This is a genomic window from Hungatella sp. (assembly GCF_046966825.1).
Genome location: NZ_JBKVCZ010000090.1, coordinates 14,344 through 28,981 on the forward strand (window position 1 = coordinate 14,344; position 14,638 = coordinate 28,981).

The window sequence follows — 14,638 nt, forward strand, 5'->3', positions numbered from 1 at the left end:
TTTGACTACGATGCTGTATTACAATTCATCTGTGAGATTAAGCGCCTTTTTCATCGCTTCCAGTTCCTCATCTACCCGCGATTTTGACTGGTCGCCGTATAACGCATCCAGTTCCGCGGCTGTGCTGCCTCTTCCGGTCAGCTCTTCTTTGGCTTCCGCTTCATGAAGCAGCCGGTTGGCCTTTTCTTCCATGCGGTCAAACTGGCTCATCAATCCCGCGGCGGTGCTCACAGATTTCATCTGTACTTCTCCGGCCTGATTCTTTACCCTGGCTGTGCGTACCGTGTTTTTCATGGCTTCGGCGCGGGCCTTCGTCTTATCCAAGCCTGCTGTCAGCTTCCGGTAGTCTTCCTCGGCCTTATCCGCCTGTACTTTGACGGTTACGTAACTCTGCATCAGAGTCGGCCTTAAGTCTTCCTGCTCCTGCTTTAATGTGATAGCCTGTCTGGCTTTCTCCTCATTGCCATCCCGCAGGGCGCGCTCTGCGTAGGTGCCGTATTTCTTGATCTCCGCGTCGCAGGCGTCCACCTTTGCCTTTGCTTCCCTGGCAGAAGCCATGACTGAGGCAGTGCTTCCTAAAAGATCCTTGATGGCGTCCTCATACTTCCTTACCATCTGGTCGGCCATCTTCTCAGGATCCTCGGCCTTGCTTAAGAGTTCATCGATGTTTGCTGATACGATATCCTTAATTCTTCCAAACACATCTAATCCCATATATGCTCGCTCCTTTTTAACTCCGGCAGCTAAGGACTGCGATTAAGGGCCTGTGAGCCTAATTCCGCTTATCCAGAACTGCTTCTACAATCTCCGCATTGGAAATCTCCTGTTCCATGTTGCGCTGGCCGTCTTCCTGGCCTCCGCCGTTAATATTAATATTCGTAGTGGTCTTGCCCAGCACATCCGCGTCGATGATCTCCTTGAAATCAATACCTGTGGTCTCCTTGACGGTCTCGATCGTCTTGGCAAGGACGGAACCTACATTGCCTGCCAGACTTCCAACGCCGCCTTCTCCGGTGCTGCTGCCGCTGTCGATCACGGTGATCTTCTCGATTCTGGAGAGCGGTTCTGCGATCTTGCCTGCCATCTCCGGAAGGATGCCTACGATCATCTCTGTTATGGCTGCTGTATTGTACTTATTGTAAGCCTCAGCCTTCTTTTCCATACCTTCGGCTTCCGCTAACAGGGCGGCCTTGATACCTTCTGCCTCAGCCAGCTTCTTTGCGCGGATACCTTCCGCCTCAGCCAGCTGCTTTGCACGGATACCTTCTGCTTCGGCCAGCTGTTTGGCTCTGGTGGCAGCGGCTTCCGCCTCTGCCTTCATGCGGATCGCAGCGGCCTCTGCCTCTGCTTTTTTCGTCTCGGCGATCGCGTTCGTCTCGGCGGTGGCAAGACCTCTCATTCTCGTTGCCTCGGCTTCCGCGTCGGCCTGTTTCTTAAGGGTCTGGGCGGAGGCGTCGGCTTCCGCTACTTTCTTATATTTTTCAGAATCGGCAATCTGAGCCTGTTTTTCTCTCTCAGCAATAGCCGGCTGTACAACCGTGGCCTGCAGGGAGGCTTTGGCTGTCTCTGCCTGGCGCTCCGCCAGCTCGCGGTTCTTTACTTCCTTGGAGATCTCTACCTGTACGGCGGCCTGCTCGATATCTTTCTGGCGCTCCTGACGCAGAAGCTCTGCATCCATCTGTGTCTGAATGACATCCTTCTGGGTAATGTTCTTCTGGATGTCGTAAGCCACGTCGGCCTGGGCCTTCGAGGTCTGGATTTCCTTCTGGTAGGCCTGTTCCTTGATTAACTTTTCCTTGTTGGCGGCACTGATCTCCGCCTCGGTTGCCAGCTTCGCCTGCTCACCGTCTCTGCGGGCCTCGCTGACTTTGATCTGACGCTCGCGCTCTGCCTCAGCCTGCGCAATGTCTGCTTCTTTCTTCTTCTCGGCGATCTGCTTCACACCCAGGGACTTGATGTAGCCGTTTTCGTCTGTCACATCCTTGATGGTGAAAGACATGATCTCGAGACCCATGGTGGACAGTTCGGTGGCCGCCGCTTCCTGTACGGAGTTGGCGAATTTCTCACGGTTGCTGTACAGTTCTTCTACAGAAAGTGTGGATACTACCTCACGCAGCTTGCCTTCCAGGATCTGCCGGGCAATCTCTTCCATGTTGAGCTTTACTTCCTTGATGTCCTTGCCGTTGAAACGCTCGATTGCCTTTAAGATGCTGGTGGTGTCGTTCTTAACCTTCAGTACGACGGTGCTGACTACGTTGATCGGTACTTTCTGGGAGGACATACTGTCTTCCGTCGTAATCTCCAGGCTGGAGGCGCTAAGCGATATGTAATCGATTCGATTGATGACGGGAATCACGATACCGCCACCGCCGGTAATTACCTTTTTCTTGATGCCGGTTACGACGCCCGCCTTATCCTGTGGAACACGTTTCCACCAGGACATGATCACCATTATAATCAAAATGACTGCGGCCACAATAATGATGATTGGAATTAGCTTGTTGATTAGTTCGCTCATTTTCGTTCTCCTTTTCTCGCCTTTTCTTTTCCCGGTTACGCCCACGCGCAGTTATGAAACCGCGGACATGAGGTTACGGAAAGCGAAGTGATGTGATGGTAAAGTTTATGTATAAAGACCGGCAGAAATCACCTCAGCCTCTATTCATCATCCATACTGCCGTACCCGGCAAACTCGTCTTTGGGACGAACCACGGCGATCTCGCCGTCAAATTCAACCAGCTTTACCACGGTGTTCTGCTTTAAGACCTCCGATGCGTCCGTGCTCCGGCACACGAAGGTGGTGGCAATGCCCTTGATATTATCGAACTCTACTGTTCCCAGGCCGCCTGCCAAAACCGTATTGATGATCTTTCCATCACACAGATAAAGCTCCTCACGATTCATAGCCTCATTTTCCACCCGTTTTAACCTCCTTATGACCATCTGTACCGCCATCGCAGCCGCATAGCCGATCACGATGGCTGGAATCAGGCTGTTAAACAAAAGTCCCATGCCGCCGAATGTGATGAGCCCGGTACAGATACTCACTCCCGAGATCGGCAGGAAATTCAAGTCAATATCAAAATCAAAATTAAGAAATGCCTCCAGCGCTCCGGATACATTTTCCAGAAATTCACCCAGAACAGACAGCGAGAGCAGTAAAAAACCGATAACCATACAAATGATGTAGATATCCCTCATGGCGTCCCCCTCCGCGGCTGTTTTAAGGCTCCGTGCCTCTGCCAGCCAGCTTCTGTAACGATATCTATTATACCATTTTTCGGTAAAACATACTATCTATCAATTCATACAAATTTCTTAAATTAGTTGAACAAAAATGATATTAATCCGTTGTAGAAAGAATTTAGAAAGCAGTAAAGGAGACAGTTTTAAGATAAAGGACTGCATGGAGAAAAGAAAGTTACAATAAAAAAGCATTGCCATGAGAATTGGGTTCATGGCAATGCTTTTTGCTGTGCTGGCAAATCTTACATTCCAGCGAATTTGTTTTTTACTTTGGCAATCTTTTCCTGTGGTGCCTGCTCCATCGGATACCAGCCCTTGGCGGACATCTTCTTGTAAATATCATCCTGCATGCAGAGACTGTCGTTTAATGCACAGTCAAATGTCTGATGAACATTAGCTGTCGATGACTCGATCGTTCCGTGCAGGTATAAGTCACACACTCCCTTGGTGGTAAGGAGTAAGTTTTCCATAATACACTTGTCGTCCATGTTTGCGCCTCCTTACACTAAATTAATGAAATTATCAAAAATCTGCTGATGCTTCTGGGAAATCTGTTCCACACAGGTCTTTAATTCCTGATCCTGTAAATTCGTGATTGCTTCCTGACACTGTGTCTTCAAAAACTTCTCATGACCTAATGCGTCTTCAATATACGTTAATTCCTTTGGACTCATATTATCACCTCCACATTTAGTATGTGAGTTTCTGCTCAATCCATTCCGGCAATTGATTCCTTTTGCGGAGGTGGAATAATTTTCCTGTAAAAAATCATGGTGAGCACAGTGGCCGCCGTCCATCCGAACGGCCATGCCATCCAGATTCCGGTGCTGCCAAAGTGAGGCGTCAGCAGGCAGGCGAACAGAATACGCAGGATCAGATCGGGGATGGTGGCAATGACAAAATATACCATGGCTCCGGAGCCGCGCAGAATACCGTCGGTCATCAGCTTGATCGAGATCATGAAATAGAGGGGCGATACGATTTTTAAAAACATTACACCGGCGTTTATAGCCTCCTGACTGCCGGAATCCAGAAACAGCCCCATGATCTGTCTGCTGAACAGGAAATAGAGAGCCACAAACGGCACGGAGGCGATCAGGGAGAGACGGACGCCTTCCCGGAAACCGGAACTGATCCGGCCGCCCTTGCCTGCACCCAGATTCTGGGCCGTAAAGCCAGACAGACAGCTTCCCAGGGACATGAAGGAGGTGATGGCAAAGGTATTCAGCTTGATGGCCGCGGAGTAGCCCGCAATGACGGCGGAGCCATAGTGGTTGACGATGACCTGGACGAATAGATTTCCCACGGAAAGCACGCTCTGCTGCATAATGCTGGGAACTGCGATTGCCGCGATCTGCTTAAAGAGTCCCCAGTCAAACATGGCGGCTTTTTCGGTTCCGGCCATATTTTTCAGGCGTGAACCGAGGGTCACCACAGCCAGGATACAGGAGACGCCCTGAGCGAGAAACGTGGCCCAGGCGACACCGGCGACGCCCATGTGAAAGCCGGCGACGAACCAGATGTCGAGCACGATATTGCCCAGAGAGGAGCCGATTAAGAACCAAAGGGGCGTTTTTGAGTCTCCAAATGCAGTGAAAATTCCGGTGCAGACGTTATAAAGGATCAGGAACAGCAGTCCGAAGGTGTAGATGCGCAGATACAGGGCGCCGTCGGAGAAGACGTTGTCAGGCGTCTTGATCCATCTCATCATGGGAGCGCAGAAGATGATACCGTAGGCGGTCAGAAAGAGGCTTAAAGCGACGCAGGATATGAAAGCCGTATGGATGGCTGTCTTCATTCTGCGGAAGTCCCTGGCTCCGAAGAGGCGGGATACGACCACCGACGCGCCTAAATTGCTTCCGGTGGCGAAGGCCATGAAGATAACTGTGATCGGATAGGAGGCGCCGACGGCAGCCAGCGCGTCTTCACCGGCGAAGCGTCCGGCGATCATGCTGTCCGCGATATTGTAAAACTGCTGAAACATGACGCTTACCAGCATCGGCAGCAGGAAACGCCACAGGGTTTTTCGTGGAAGTCCCACGGTTAAATCGGTTGTCATACGGTATCCTCCGGAAAAAATAGTCTAAAGAAGAGTATAGCAGGAGTAGGAAGGGAAGGCAATCGGGAAAATTGGTGATAATTTATATTGTGAAAAAATTATTAATCTTTTACAATGATGAAGATAGGAACAAATTATAAGAATGGAGGCAGCCATATGAGACGTGTGATCGACGCCCCGTCCACCTACATACAGGGACCGGGAGAGATAAAGAAGCTGGCGGAGCATTACAGGAGCATTGGGGAGGGCGAAGTACTGCTGATTATGGACCGGTTTGTCCATGACGTTTACCGGGATGCGGCAGCGGAGAGCTTCGAGAAGGAGGAGATTTCCTGGAAGGAAGAGGTGTTCACCGGCGAGTGCTGTGAGCCGGAGATCACGAGACTGGCCGGGCTGGCGGAGAACTGCGGCGCCGTATTCGGGATCGGGGGCGGCAAGGTGCAGGATACGGCAAAGGCAGCAGGCCATTATTCCGGAAAGCCTGTGATTCTGGTGCCGACTGCGGTTTCCACAGATGCACCGTGCAGCAGAATCGCCGTTCTCTACCAGGAGGACGGTACCTTTGACCGTTATCTTTCGTTAAAGAGGAACCCTGATCTGATTATTCTGGACACGGAGATCATCGCCCACGCTCCGGTGCGGTTGTTTACGGCGGGGATGGGAGATGCCATTTCCACGTATTATGAGGCTTTTGCATGCCGGAGAAACGGCGCGGCGACGAGGGCCGGCGGCAGCGTGTCCATCGCGGCGGAGGCTTTGGCGAAGGCGTGTCTCGATACGGTCCTCACATATGGGGAACAGGCCAGAAAAGATGTGGAGAACCGGCTCTGTACGGAAGCTGTGGAAAATATTGTGGAAGCCAATACGTATTTAAGCGGAATCGGCTTCGAGAGCGGGGGACTGGCCTGCGCACATGCGCTTCACAACGGCCTGGCCCTTCTTCCGGAGCTGTCTTCCGTGATGCACGGAGAAAAGGTGGCATTCTGTACACTGGTGCAGATGGTGCTGGAGGGCCGGCCGGAGGAGGAGATCAGTAAGATTCGCGGCTTCTGCCGGAAGGTAGGGCTTCCGGTTTCGCTGGAAGACATGCATGCGGGAGAAATCCCGGAACACCGTCTGCTCGAGGCAGCGGTCAAAAGCTGCTCACCGGAAGAGACGATGAGAAACATCGGCAGGAACGTGGAGCCGGAGGAAGTGGTGAGGGTGATGAAGCGTCTATCAAAATGATCCGTAGTTAAACATTTTATATGGAATAGAAAAGAGGTCTCCTACAGCAAAACGTCAGGAGACCTCTGATTTCTGTTATTTTTTCCCGCTCCAGCAATAGGTGCAGAGCTTGCAGGGAGAAATGCCGATGGATGCCTGTAAATCATCCAGCCTGTGGTAACGGAGTGTGGTGAAATTCAGTTTCTTTCTGATTTCTTCCACCATCTCCTGATAGTTCCTGCTGTCGGGATCCGCGTAATCGGCCAGCACTTCGTCGGAGACGTTGTCCCCCTCACGGTCGCGGATGATTCTGCGGGTAATCAGATCCAGCTCCGAGTTGGAACGGGAGAAGTTTAAGTAAGGACAGCCAAACATGAGAGGCGGGCAGGCCGGACGAATATGGACCTCTTTCGCACCGCTCTGATATAAGAACTCCGTAGTCTCACCCAGCTGTGTGCCGCGGACGATGGAATCGTCGATCAGCAGCATACTCTTGCCGCGGATCAGGGCATCTACAGGGATCAGCTTCATCTTTGCAATCAGATTTCGTTCTCCCTGATTCTGAGGCATAAAAGAACGAGGCCATGTAGGCGTATATTTGATAAAGGGTCTTGCAAACGGGATGCCGGATTCATTGGCATATCCAATGGCGTGAGCGATTCCGGAATCCGGAACACCGGCCACCATGTCTGCTTTTACATCATCCCGGCGGGCCAGAAGCTTTCCGCACTCATAGCGCATATTTTCGACGTTGATGCCTTCATAGGAGGAAGTCGGATAACCGTAGTAAACCCATAAGAAGGAACAGATCTTCATCTCTTCCCTGGCTGGAACCAGGCTTTCCATGCCTTCCGGCGTCAAAAAGACGATCTCTCCCGGGCCCAGCTCATAGTAGTCAGAGTAGCCCAGATTGATGTAGGCAAAGCTTTCGAAAGAGGCGCAGAATGCGTCTTCCTTTTTACCTATCACGATAGGGGTGCGTCCCATACGGTCTCTTGCCGCGTAGATTCCCTCCGGGGTCAGGATCAGTATGGTCATGGAGCCGTCGATCCGCTCCTGGGCGTACTGAAGGCCCTCTGTGATGCTGGCTTTCTGATTGATCAGGGCCGCCACCAGTTCTGTCGAATTGATCCTGCCGCCGCTCATCTCCATAAAATGAATATGGCCGTTCTCATAGGCCGATCGGATTAAATCGTCCTGATTATTGATTTTACCTACTGTGGTGATGGCGAAACTGCCGAGATGGGACTGAATTAAGAGCGGCTGCGGCTCATTGTCGGATATGCATCCGATTCCGGAAGTGCCTTCCAGCTCGTCCAAGTCCCCGTCAAATTTTGTACGGAAAGGAGTGTTTTCGATATTATGAATGGCACGGGAGAAGCCCCGTGGCCCGTATACGGCCATACCGCCGCGCTTGGTTCCCAGATGGGAGTGGTAATCCACTCCGAAAAATACGTCGAGTGTACAACTCTTTTTAGATACGACACCAAATATTCCGCCCATAAAATTCCCTCTTCTATGTGATTAAGTCGTGTGATCTTGTGAAAATCAATCCGGACGGTCTGACAAATCAGCCGTCCAAGACAATTCTAACACATATGAGGAGATGGAAACAATGGATTTACCCATTAAATATTCTTATGAAGTTTTAGAAGTAGCAGTGGGGACGCCCTCAGACTCTCCGCAGGCCCTGGGGCTGTGTACTGGCTCCGGGAGGGGAAGGGCGCCAGATGTAATCTGGTAAAAAAACAGACCGTCTCTTTGGCCTTCTTTAGTTGGGCAAAGGGACGGTCTGGGTTAAGACACTATAAATTAAACTTCATTGATTTTTCGCTTTACATAAGTCGTGTGAAGCAGGTGGTGCGCTTTTTCGCTGCCTGGTTTGCCGAGGTAGGTCTCGTAGAGTTCCTTGATTGCAGGATTCTCGTGGGACTTACGGATGGTTTTGGCTGCGTCTTCGTCGTATAATACTTTGGCGCGCAGGGCTCTGATGTCTACGGTGTTGCGGACGGAGCCTGGCTGCTGGGGCTGGCCGCCGCCGTTTACACAGCCGCCAGGACATCCCATGATCTCGATGAAGTGGTAGTCTGCCTCACCGGATTTTACTCTGTTTAAGAGCTCTCTGGCATTGCCGAGGCCGGAGGCGACTGCAACCTTCACATCCATGCCGGCTACGTTGTAGGTAGCTTCCTTGATGCCTTCGGTGCCGCGTACGTCGGTAAAGTCAAGCTTCTGTAATTCTTCGCCGGTCAGAGTCTCGACAGCCGTTCTCAAGGCCGCTTCCATAACTCCGCCGGTTGCGCCGAAGATGACAGCCGCGCCGGTACCAAGGCCTAACGGAGCGTCGAATTCTTCATCCGGAAGCTCGTTGAAGCGGATACCGAATTTCTTGATCATTCTGGCGAGCTCTCTCGTCGTCATGGAGTAATCTACATCCGGGCAGCCGTTGGCATCCTGGTTGTCTCTGCCGATCTCGAACTTCTTCGCGGTACATGGCATAACGCTGACAGATACGATATCTTCCGGCTTTAAGCCCATCTTTTCCGCATAGTAGGATTTGGCGATAGCGCCGAACATCTGCTGCGGGGACTTGCAGGAGGATAAGTTCTCTGTCATATCCGGGAAATAGTGCTCGCAGTATTTGATCCATCCTGGTGAACAGGAGGTGATCATCGGCAGCGTGCCGCCGTTCTGAACTCTCTCAATAAATTCATGCGCTTCTTCCATAATCGTTAAGTCGGCGCTGAAGTTGGTGTCGAATACTTTGTCGAAGCCGATTCTTCTTAACGCAGCAGCCATCTTGCCTTCTACGTTCGTTCCGATCGGATAGCCGAATTCCTCGCCCAGTCCCGCACGAACTGCCGGAGCTGTCTGTACGATGACGTGTTTGGAAGGATCTGCGATAGCGGCGGCTACGTCGTCGATGCAGGTCTTCTCATAGAGAGCGCCTGTCGGGCAGACTGCGATACACTGGCCGCAGGATACGCAGCTGGTCTCGCCCAGGCCCATATCGAATGCGGAACCGATGATGGTGGCGAAACCACGCTCATTGGCGCCGATGACGCCGATTCCCTGTACCTTTTCACAGGTAGCGGAACAGCGGCGGCAGAGGATACATTTGCTATTGTCACGGACCATGTGGGCCGCACTCTCATCGATACAGGACGGAGTCTTCTCTCCATCGTAGTAATCGCTGTCTTCCACGCCCAGCTCCTTACATAAGGTCTGCAGCTCGCAGTTTCCGCTGCGGACACAGGATAAACAGGAACGGTTGTGGTTGGATAAAATCAGCTGGAGCGTCTTTTTTCTGTATTCTACGAGGTCAGGCGTGTTGGTCCATACCTCAAGGCCCGGACTCACCGGGTAAACACAGGCCGCAGCCAGCTTGCCGCCGTTGATCTTAACTGTACACATACGGCAGGCGGCAATTTCATTAAGATCTTTTAAATAACATAAAGTTGGTATCTCAACATGGGCGAGTCTTGCTGCTTCCAGAATGGTGGAGCCTTCTGGAGCGCTGACTTCCATGCCGTTGATTTTAATTGTAATATTCTCCATGATACGTTCTCCCTCCATTATTTCTTGTAGATAGCGCCAAACTTACACTTCTCCATACAAGCGCCGCACTTGATACACTTATCGCCATCGATAACATGCGGATTCTTGACGGAACCGGTAATTGCGTTGGCAGGACAGTTCCTTGCACAGAGCGTACAGCCCTTACACTTCTCAGGATCGATATGATAGGAGAGAAGAGCCTTACAAACGCCTGCAGGACAGGTCTTATCTACAATATGGGCTACGTATTCATCGCGGAAGTACTGTAATGTGGAAAGTACCGGGTTCGGTGCTGTCTGCCCAAGTGCGCAGGCCGAGTTGGCCTTTATGTAGTAACATAATTCTTCCAGCTTGTCGAGGTCAGCCATGGTAGCCTGGCCCTTGGTGATCTTCTCTAAGATCTCCAGCATACGCTTCGTACCGATCCGGCACGGGGTACACTTACCGCAGGATTCCTCAACCGTGAACTCTAAGAAGAACTTGGCGATGTCGACCATACAGTCGTCTTCGTCCATAACGATCAGACCGCCGGAACCCATCATGGAGCCGATGGCAACCAGGTTGTCGTAGTCGATCGGAATATCAAAATGCTCTGCCGGGATACATCCGCCGGATGGTCCGCCGGTCTGAGCCGCTTTAAACTTCTTGCCGCCTGGGATTCCGCCGCCGATCTCTTCGATGATCTCGCGCAGTGTGGTTCCCATCGGAACTTCTACAAGGCCGGTATTATGGATCTTGCCGCCGAGAGCGAATACTTTCGTTCCCTTGGACTTCTCGGTTCCCATGGAGGAGAACCACTCCGGTCCGTTTAAGATGATCTGAGGAATGTTCGCCCAGGTCTCTACGTTATTTAAAATGGTTGGCTTGCCAAATAAACCCTTCTGTGCCGGGAACGGAGGACGCGGGCGCGGTTCGCCTCGGTTGCCTTCGATGGATACCATAAGGGCAGTCTCCTCACCACAGACGAATGCGCCTGCGCCGAGTCTTAAATCGATATTGAAGGAGAAGCCTGAGCCGAAGATATCGTCGCCCAGGAGTTCCATCTCTCTGGCCTGGTCAATGGCGATCTTCAGACGCTGTACGGCGATCGGGTACTCTGCACGAACGTAGATGTAACCCTGGGAAGCGCCGATGGCGTAGCCTGCGATGGTCATGGCCTCCAGTACTGCGTGAGGATCACCTTCCAGAACGGAACGGTCCATGAACGCGCCGGGGTCGCCCTCGTCGGCGTTACAACAGACATACTTCTGGTCTGCATCGTTGCCCTTAGCCAGCTTCCACTTGAGTCCGGTCGGGAAACCGGCGCCGCCGCGGCCTCTCAAACCGCTGTCCAGCAGAACCTGGATTACATCGTCCGGAGTCATCTCGGTTAAAACCTTGCCGAGGGCCTGATATCCGCCTGTACCAATGTACTCTTCGATGACTTCCGGGTTGATGACGCCACAGTTGCGCAGTGCGATTCTGTGCTGCTTCTTATAGAAATCGGTGTCTCCTAAGGACTTGACGCCGGATGGCGTAACCGTCTCATCATAGAGAAGTCTCTGTACAGGACGTCCCTTTAATAAGTGTTCTTCTACGATCTCAGGAATGTCCTCCTCCTTGACCATGGCGTAGAAGGTTGCATCCGGGTAAACGATCATAATCGGGCCAAGGGCACAGAGTCCATGGCAGCCTGTCTGAACGACGGAAACCTCCTCATCCAGTCCCTGCTTCTTTAATTCTTCTCTTAATGCTACCATAATCTGCTGGCTTCCGGAGGAAGTACATCCCGTTCCGCCGCAAACTAATACATGTGAACGATACATCTTGTTTCCTCCTTATTTAATGTCAGCTGAACCCAGCGTGTAATTTTCCAGAATATGACCGCCGATCAGATGCTCTTTGTATACTTCTTCCGCTTTCTCGGCGTTCATCTTGATATAAGTTACTTTTTCTTTACCAGGCTCGAGAATCTCGACGATGGGCTCATACTGGCATAAGCCGATGCAGCCTGTCTGTGTAACGGAAAAACGGTCTGTCATGTTATTTTCCTGAACGAGTGTGGAAAGTTTATTAAGAACAGGTCTTGCGCCGCTGGCGATTCCGCAGGTTGCCATACCAACCAGTACACGGGTGCGTGCGTGGTCTTCTTCGCGCATGCTGACCTGACTCTGCATCTTCTCTCGGATTGCTTTTAATTCTTCAAGAGTCTTCATGTTATTCCTCCAATTCCGGCCGGTCTAAATGACCGCGCCACCATCTGTTTCAAGTTTGTTTTCTGCCAGATATTCCTTGATATAGGCGGATACCTCTGGAGTGTCAAAGGGGATATCCCCTAAAATTTCCCGAAACTCTCTGGTATCCAGTACAAATGACGCATCGTTATAGCGGTATGTATAGAGAAAATCCGTATCCGGATGGCATGTAATGAGCGTCTCTATCGTTCCGTTCATATCTCCAAGCGGCATCCGGTCAATATGGGAAAGACCAAAAACTGCGGTGACCGTGGTTCCCACACCGGGAGTTGAGTCGATGGTAAAACTTCCGCCGGTGCTCTCTGCAGCATACTTAAAAAAGGGAATGCCAAGGCCTACCTTTCTCGTCTTTCTGGTCGTAAAAAATGGATCCGTCACATGAGCTGCCTGCTCCTCTGTCATGCCGCATCCATCATCCGCTATGGTGATAGTCAGCAGGTCAGAAGCAGTGTCGACGGCTGCGGTGATAGCGACAAGCGCTGCGCCCGCTCTCGTGGAATTTTCCGCTACATCCAATACATTTAAAGAAATTTCTGTCATCATGGGATTTTAACTATTCATATTTGGCAAGAATGCCAGGGACGTCATCGGGTGTCAGTCTGCCGTAAACTTCGCCGTTGATCATCATGACCGGAGCGAGTCCGCATGCGCCTACGCATCGGCAGGAGTCAAGGGAAAATTTACCATCGGGAGTGCATTCTCCGTTGGTAATGCCAAGAAGCTCAACCAGCTTATTGTAAATCTCGCCGGAGCCCTTGACGTAACAGGCTGTACCAAGACAGACAGAAACCTGATATTTACCCTTTGGCTGGAGGGCAAACTGGGCATAGAAGGTAGCAACACCGTATATTTTCTCAAGCGGTATGCCCGTTTCATCAGATATCATGGTCTGTACTTCAATTGGAAGATAACCATAAATGTCCTGTGCCTTCTGCATGATCGGCATCAGGGCGCCTTTCGTGCCTTTAAGCTCGGAAATCACTTCTTTTAAAGCGGCTTCCTGCTCCTTTGTCCCGCTAAACAGGACACCTTGTTTTTTGCAAGCCATTTTATAACCTCCTTAAATTGTTGCTTATGCAATGTATCTAACATTCTACCATGATATTGAGAAAAAATCCATAGGTTCGGAGAGATTCGACAAAAAAATAACGATATATATAGGTAAAAATATACTGATTTCGCAATTAAATACATAGAAAAGTAGTAGGATATAGCAAAACGCTGTAATCCGGCTCCTTTCGGCATCGGCAGGCAGGCCGCACATGGACCAGTTCTTTGTACAATTTTAACAGATAGAGAGCTGAAATATTCTATAAATAAAAGAAATTATATAAAAGGCTTTCCTTTCCTTCGAAAAATTACTATAATCTACTTATGAATTGAAAAAGAATATCATAGCTGAAGTGATAAAACCATCAAAAAGGAGAGTGTATGTATGACTGCTAGAGATGTAAAGGATATTCTGGGCGCCAGGGTGCTGGTCGGTGAGGATCATTTGGAGGTGGAAGTGCGGAGTGCCTGCGGTTCCGACATGATGAGTGATGTGCTGGCATTTTCCAAGGATCATTCTGTGCTGCTTACAGGGCTCTGTAATCCGCAGGTGATCCGTACCGCGGAGATGCTGGATATTGTCTGCCTTGTTTTTGTCAGAGGGAAAAAGCCCGATGATGCCATGCTGGAAATGGCGAGGGAGCGAAACTTAATTGTGATGGCCACCGGCCACCGGATGTTCTCGGCCTGTGGAATGCTTTATTCAGCGGGGCTTCATGGAGGTGCGATCTGATGGATGATGTTATCACTCTGAACTATCACATATCGCCGGATGACTTCACCAGGGCGGGTGAGGCGAGCAGCGATGTGAAGGGAAAGCTAAAGCAGATGGGCGTGAGCCCTGACGCGGTGAGAAAGGTTGCTATTGCCATGTATGAAGGGGAGATCAACATGGTGATTCATGCAAAGGGCGGGGAGATTACGGTTAACATAACGCCGGAAGAGATCGAGATGATCCTGGCGGACGTGGGCCCCGGAATCCCTGATGTAGAGCTGGCCATGCAGGCCGGATATTCCACGGCTCCGGACGAAGTGCGCTCTTTGGGCTTCGGAGCAGGCATGGGCCTCCCCAATATGAAGAAGTATTCGGATGTGCTGGAGGTTGACACAACGCTGGGAGTGGGTACAACCGTCCGGATGGTGGTGAAGATAGTATAATCTGGGGGTGAGAAGGTGGAGAAATTTTATCATTCAGTCAGGCTGGATGCGGACCTGTGCATGGGATGCATTAACTGCATCAAACGGTGTCCGACCCAGGCGATCAGGGTGAGAAACGGGAAGGCGC

At 51.1% G+C, this 14,638-nt stretch carries 16 protein-coding genes; 4 read left to right on the top strand and 12 right to left on the bottom strand.

The window, feature by feature from the left end:
* Nucleotides 1–18 precede the first annotated feature (18 nt).
* The 6 genes from ACLTD4_RS22825 to ACLTD4_RS22850 form a co-directional block, all read right to left on the bottom strand.
* On the bottom strand, nt 19–714 hold the full coding sequence (locus ACLTD4_RS22825) for a PspA/IM30 family protein (protein ID WP_117622625.1): 696 nt from the start codon (nt 712–714) through the stop codon (nt 19–21).
* A 58-nt stretch (nt 715–772) separates the two neighbouring features.
* Nucleotides 773–2,518 carry a flotillin family protein gene (locus ACLTD4_RS22830; RefSeq protein WP_117622626.1) on the bottom strand — a complete coding sequence of 582 codons (1,746 nt, stop codon included), beginning with the start codon at nt 2,516–2,518 and terminating at the stop codon, nt 773–775.
* Nucleotides 2,519–2,658: 140 nt separating this feature from the next.
* A complete protein-coding gene (locus ACLTD4_RS22835) occupies nt 2,659–3,201 on the bottom strand; it encodes a hypothetical protein (RefSeq protein ID WP_055656622.1) in 543 nt (180 codons plus the stop codon).
* Nucleotides 3,202–3,488: 287 nt separating this feature from the next.
* Nucleotides 3,489–3,734, bottom strand: a complete 246-nt coding sequence (locus tag ACLTD4_RS22840) for a spore coat protein (protein ID WP_002604573.1) — start codon at nt 3,732–3,734, stop codon at nt 3,489–3,491.
* A gap of 12 nt (nt 3,735–3,746) precedes the next feature.
* The gene (locus ACLTD4_RS22845) at nt 3,747–3,920 is read right to left on the bottom strand and encodes a hypothetical protein (RefSeq protein WP_002604572.1); all 174 of its coding nucleotides are present in this window, start codon (nt 3,918–3,920) and stop codon (nt 3,747–3,749) included.
* A gap of 35 nt (nt 3,921–3,955) precedes the next feature.
* Complete coding sequence (locus ACLTD4_RS22850; protein WP_117622627.1) at nt 3,956–5,305, bottom strand: MATE family efflux transporter; 1,350 nt, start codon at nt 5,303–5,305, stop codon at nt 3,956–3,958.
* Between the two features lie 156 nt (nt 5,306–5,461).
* Here ACLTD4_RS22850 and ACLTD4_RS22855 point away from each other — a divergent pair, with 156 nt between their 5' ends.
* The gene (locus ACLTD4_RS22855; RefSeq protein ID WP_117622628.1) at nt 5,462–6,532 is read left to right on the top strand and encodes a glycerol dehydrogenase; all 1,071 of its coding nucleotides are present in this window, start codon (nt 5,462–5,464) and stop codon (nt 6,530–6,532) included.
* 75 nt (nt 6,533–6,607) lie between these two features.
* On the opposite strand, the gene ACLTD4_RS22860 is transcribed toward ACLTD4_RS22855, so the two are convergent.
* From ACLTD4_RS22860 to ACLTD4_RS22885, 6 genes are all read right to left on the bottom strand, one after another.
* Nucleotides 6,608–8,014 carry an amidophosphoribosyltransferase gene (locus tag ACLTD4_RS22860; RefSeq protein WP_117622629.1) on the bottom strand — a complete coding sequence of 469 codons (1,407 nt, stop codon included), beginning with the start codon at nt 8,012–8,014 and terminating at the stop codon, nt 6,608–6,610.
* Nucleotides 8,015–8,323: 309 nt separating this feature from the next.
* A complete protein-coding gene (locus tag ACLTD4_RS22865; RefSeq protein WP_117622679.1) occupies nt 8,324–10,069 on the bottom strand; it encodes an NADH-dependent [FeFe] hydrogenase, group A6 in 1,746 nt (581 codons plus the stop codon).
* Nucleotides 10,070–10,086: 17 nt separating this feature from the next.
* Nucleotides 10,087–11,874 (bottom strand): NADH-quinone oxidoreductase subunit NuoF, encoded by a 1,788-nt coding sequence (gene nuoF / locus ACLTD4_RS22870; RefSeq protein WP_117622630.1) that lies wholly within the window; start codon nt 11,872–11,874, stop codon nt 10,087–10,089.
* A gap of 12 nt (nt 11,875–11,886) precedes the next feature.
* Nucleotides 11,887–12,264, bottom strand: a complete 378-nt coding sequence (locus ACLTD4_RS22875) for a (2Fe-2S) ferredoxin domain-containing protein (RefSeq protein ID WP_002604566.1) — start codon at nt 12,262–12,264, stop codon at nt 11,887–11,889.
* A gap of 24 nt (nt 12,265–12,288) precedes the next feature.
* Nucleotides 12,289–12,846: a sensor histidine kinase gene (locus tag ACLTD4_RS22880; protein ID WP_002604565.1), complete on the bottom strand. Its 558-nt coding sequence runs from the start codon at nt 12,844–12,846 to the stop codon at nt 12,289–12,291.
* A 10-nt stretch (nt 12,847–12,856) separates the two neighbouring features.
* Nucleotides 12,857–13,351 (bottom strand): complex I 24 kDa subunit family protein, encoded by a 495-nt coding sequence (locus ACLTD4_RS22885; RefSeq protein WP_002604564.1) that lies wholly within the window; start codon nt 13,349–13,351, stop codon nt 12,857–12,859.
* A 387-nt stretch (nt 13,352–13,738) separates the two neighbouring features.
* Between ACLTD4_RS22885 and ACLTD4_RS22890 the strand changes: the two genes are divergently transcribed.
* The 3 genes from ACLTD4_RS22890 to ACLTD4_RS22900 all read left to right on the top strand — a co-directional run.
* Nucleotides 13,739–14,086 (top strand): DRTGG domain-containing protein, encoded by a 348-nt coding sequence (locus ACLTD4_RS22890; RefSeq protein ID WP_002604563.1) that lies wholly within the window; start codon nt 13,739–13,741, stop codon nt 14,084–14,086.
* A complete protein-coding gene (locus ACLTD4_RS22895) occupies nt 14,086–14,511 on the top strand; it encodes an ATP-binding protein (RefSeq protein WP_022030802.1) in 426 nt (141 codons plus the stop codon). Before ACLTD4_RS22890 ends, ACLTD4_RS22895 begins: the two co-directional genes overlap by 1 nt.
* Before the next feature lie 15 nt (nt 14,512–14,526).
* Nucleotides 14,527–14,638, top strand: a 112-nt coding sequence (locus ACLTD4_RS22900; RefSeq protein WP_412331580.1) for a 4Fe-4S dicluster domain-containing protein, incomplete at its 3' end; no start/stop codon positions are given.

What these genes read in the sequence shown, in the direction of transcription:
- nuoF (WP_117622630.1), bottom strand. Translation starts at nt 11,874, where the DNA reads ATGTATCGTTCACATGTATTAGTTTGCGGCGGAACGGGATGTACTTCC.
- ACLTD4_RS22825 (WP_117622625.1), bottom strand. Translation starts at nt 714, where the DNA reads ATGGGATTAGATGTGTTTGGAAGAATTAAGGATATCGTATCAGCAAAC.
- ACLTD4_RS22840 (WP_002604573.1), bottom strand. Translation starts at nt 3,734, where the DNA reads ATGGACGACAAGTGTATTATGGAAAACTTACTCCTTACCACCAAGGGA.
- ACLTD4_RS22830 (WP_117622626.1), bottom strand. Translation starts at nt 2,518, where the DNA reads ATGAGCGAACTAATCAACAAGCTAATTCCAATCATCATTATTGTGGCC.
- ACLTD4_RS22835 (WP_055656622.1), bottom strand. Translation starts at nt 3,201, where the DNA reads ATGAGGGATATCTACATCATTTGTATGGTTATCGGTTTTTTACTGCTC.
- ACLTD4_RS22875 (WP_002604566.1), bottom strand. Translation starts at nt 12,264, where the DNA reads ATGAAGACTCTTGAAGAATTAAAAGCAATCCGAGAGAAGATGCAGAGT.
- ACLTD4_RS22855 (WP_117622628.1), top strand. Translation starts at nt 5,462, where the DNA reads ATGAGACGTGTGATCGACGCCCCGTCCACCTACATACAGGGACCGGGA.
- ACLTD4_RS22885 (WP_002604564.1), bottom strand. Translation starts at nt 13,351, where the DNA reads ATGGCTTGCAAAAAACAAGGTGTCCTGTTTAGCGGGACAAAGGAGCAG.
- ACLTD4_RS22880 (WP_002604565.1), bottom strand. Translation starts at nt 12,846, where the DNA reads ATGATGACAGAAATTTCTTTAAATGTATTGGATGTAGCGGAAAATTCC.
- ACLTD4_RS22865 (WP_117622679.1), bottom strand. Translation starts at nt 10,069, where the DNA reads ATGGAGAATATTACAATTAAAATCAACGGCATGGAAGTCAGCGCTCCA.
- ACLTD4_RS22895 (WP_022030802.1), top strand. Translation starts at nt 14,086, where the DNA reads ATGGATGATGTTATCACTCTGAACTATCACATATCGCCGGATGACTTC.
- ACLTD4_RS22850 (WP_117622627.1), bottom strand. Translation starts at nt 5,305, where the DNA reads ATGACAACCGATTTAACCGTGGGACTTCCACGAAAAACCCTGTGGCGT.
- ACLTD4_RS22860 (WP_117622629.1), bottom strand. Translation starts at nt 8,014, where the DNA reads ATGGGCGGAATATTTGGTGTCGTATCTAAAAAGAGTTGTACACTCGAC.
- ACLTD4_RS22845 (WP_002604572.1), bottom strand. Translation starts at nt 3,920, where the DNA reads ATGAGTCCAAAGGAATTAACGTATATTGAAGACGCATTAGGTCATGAG.
- ACLTD4_RS22890 (WP_002604563.1), top strand. Translation starts at nt 13,739, where the DNA reads ATGACTGCTAGAGATGTAAAGGATATTCTGGGCGCCAGGGTGCTGGTC.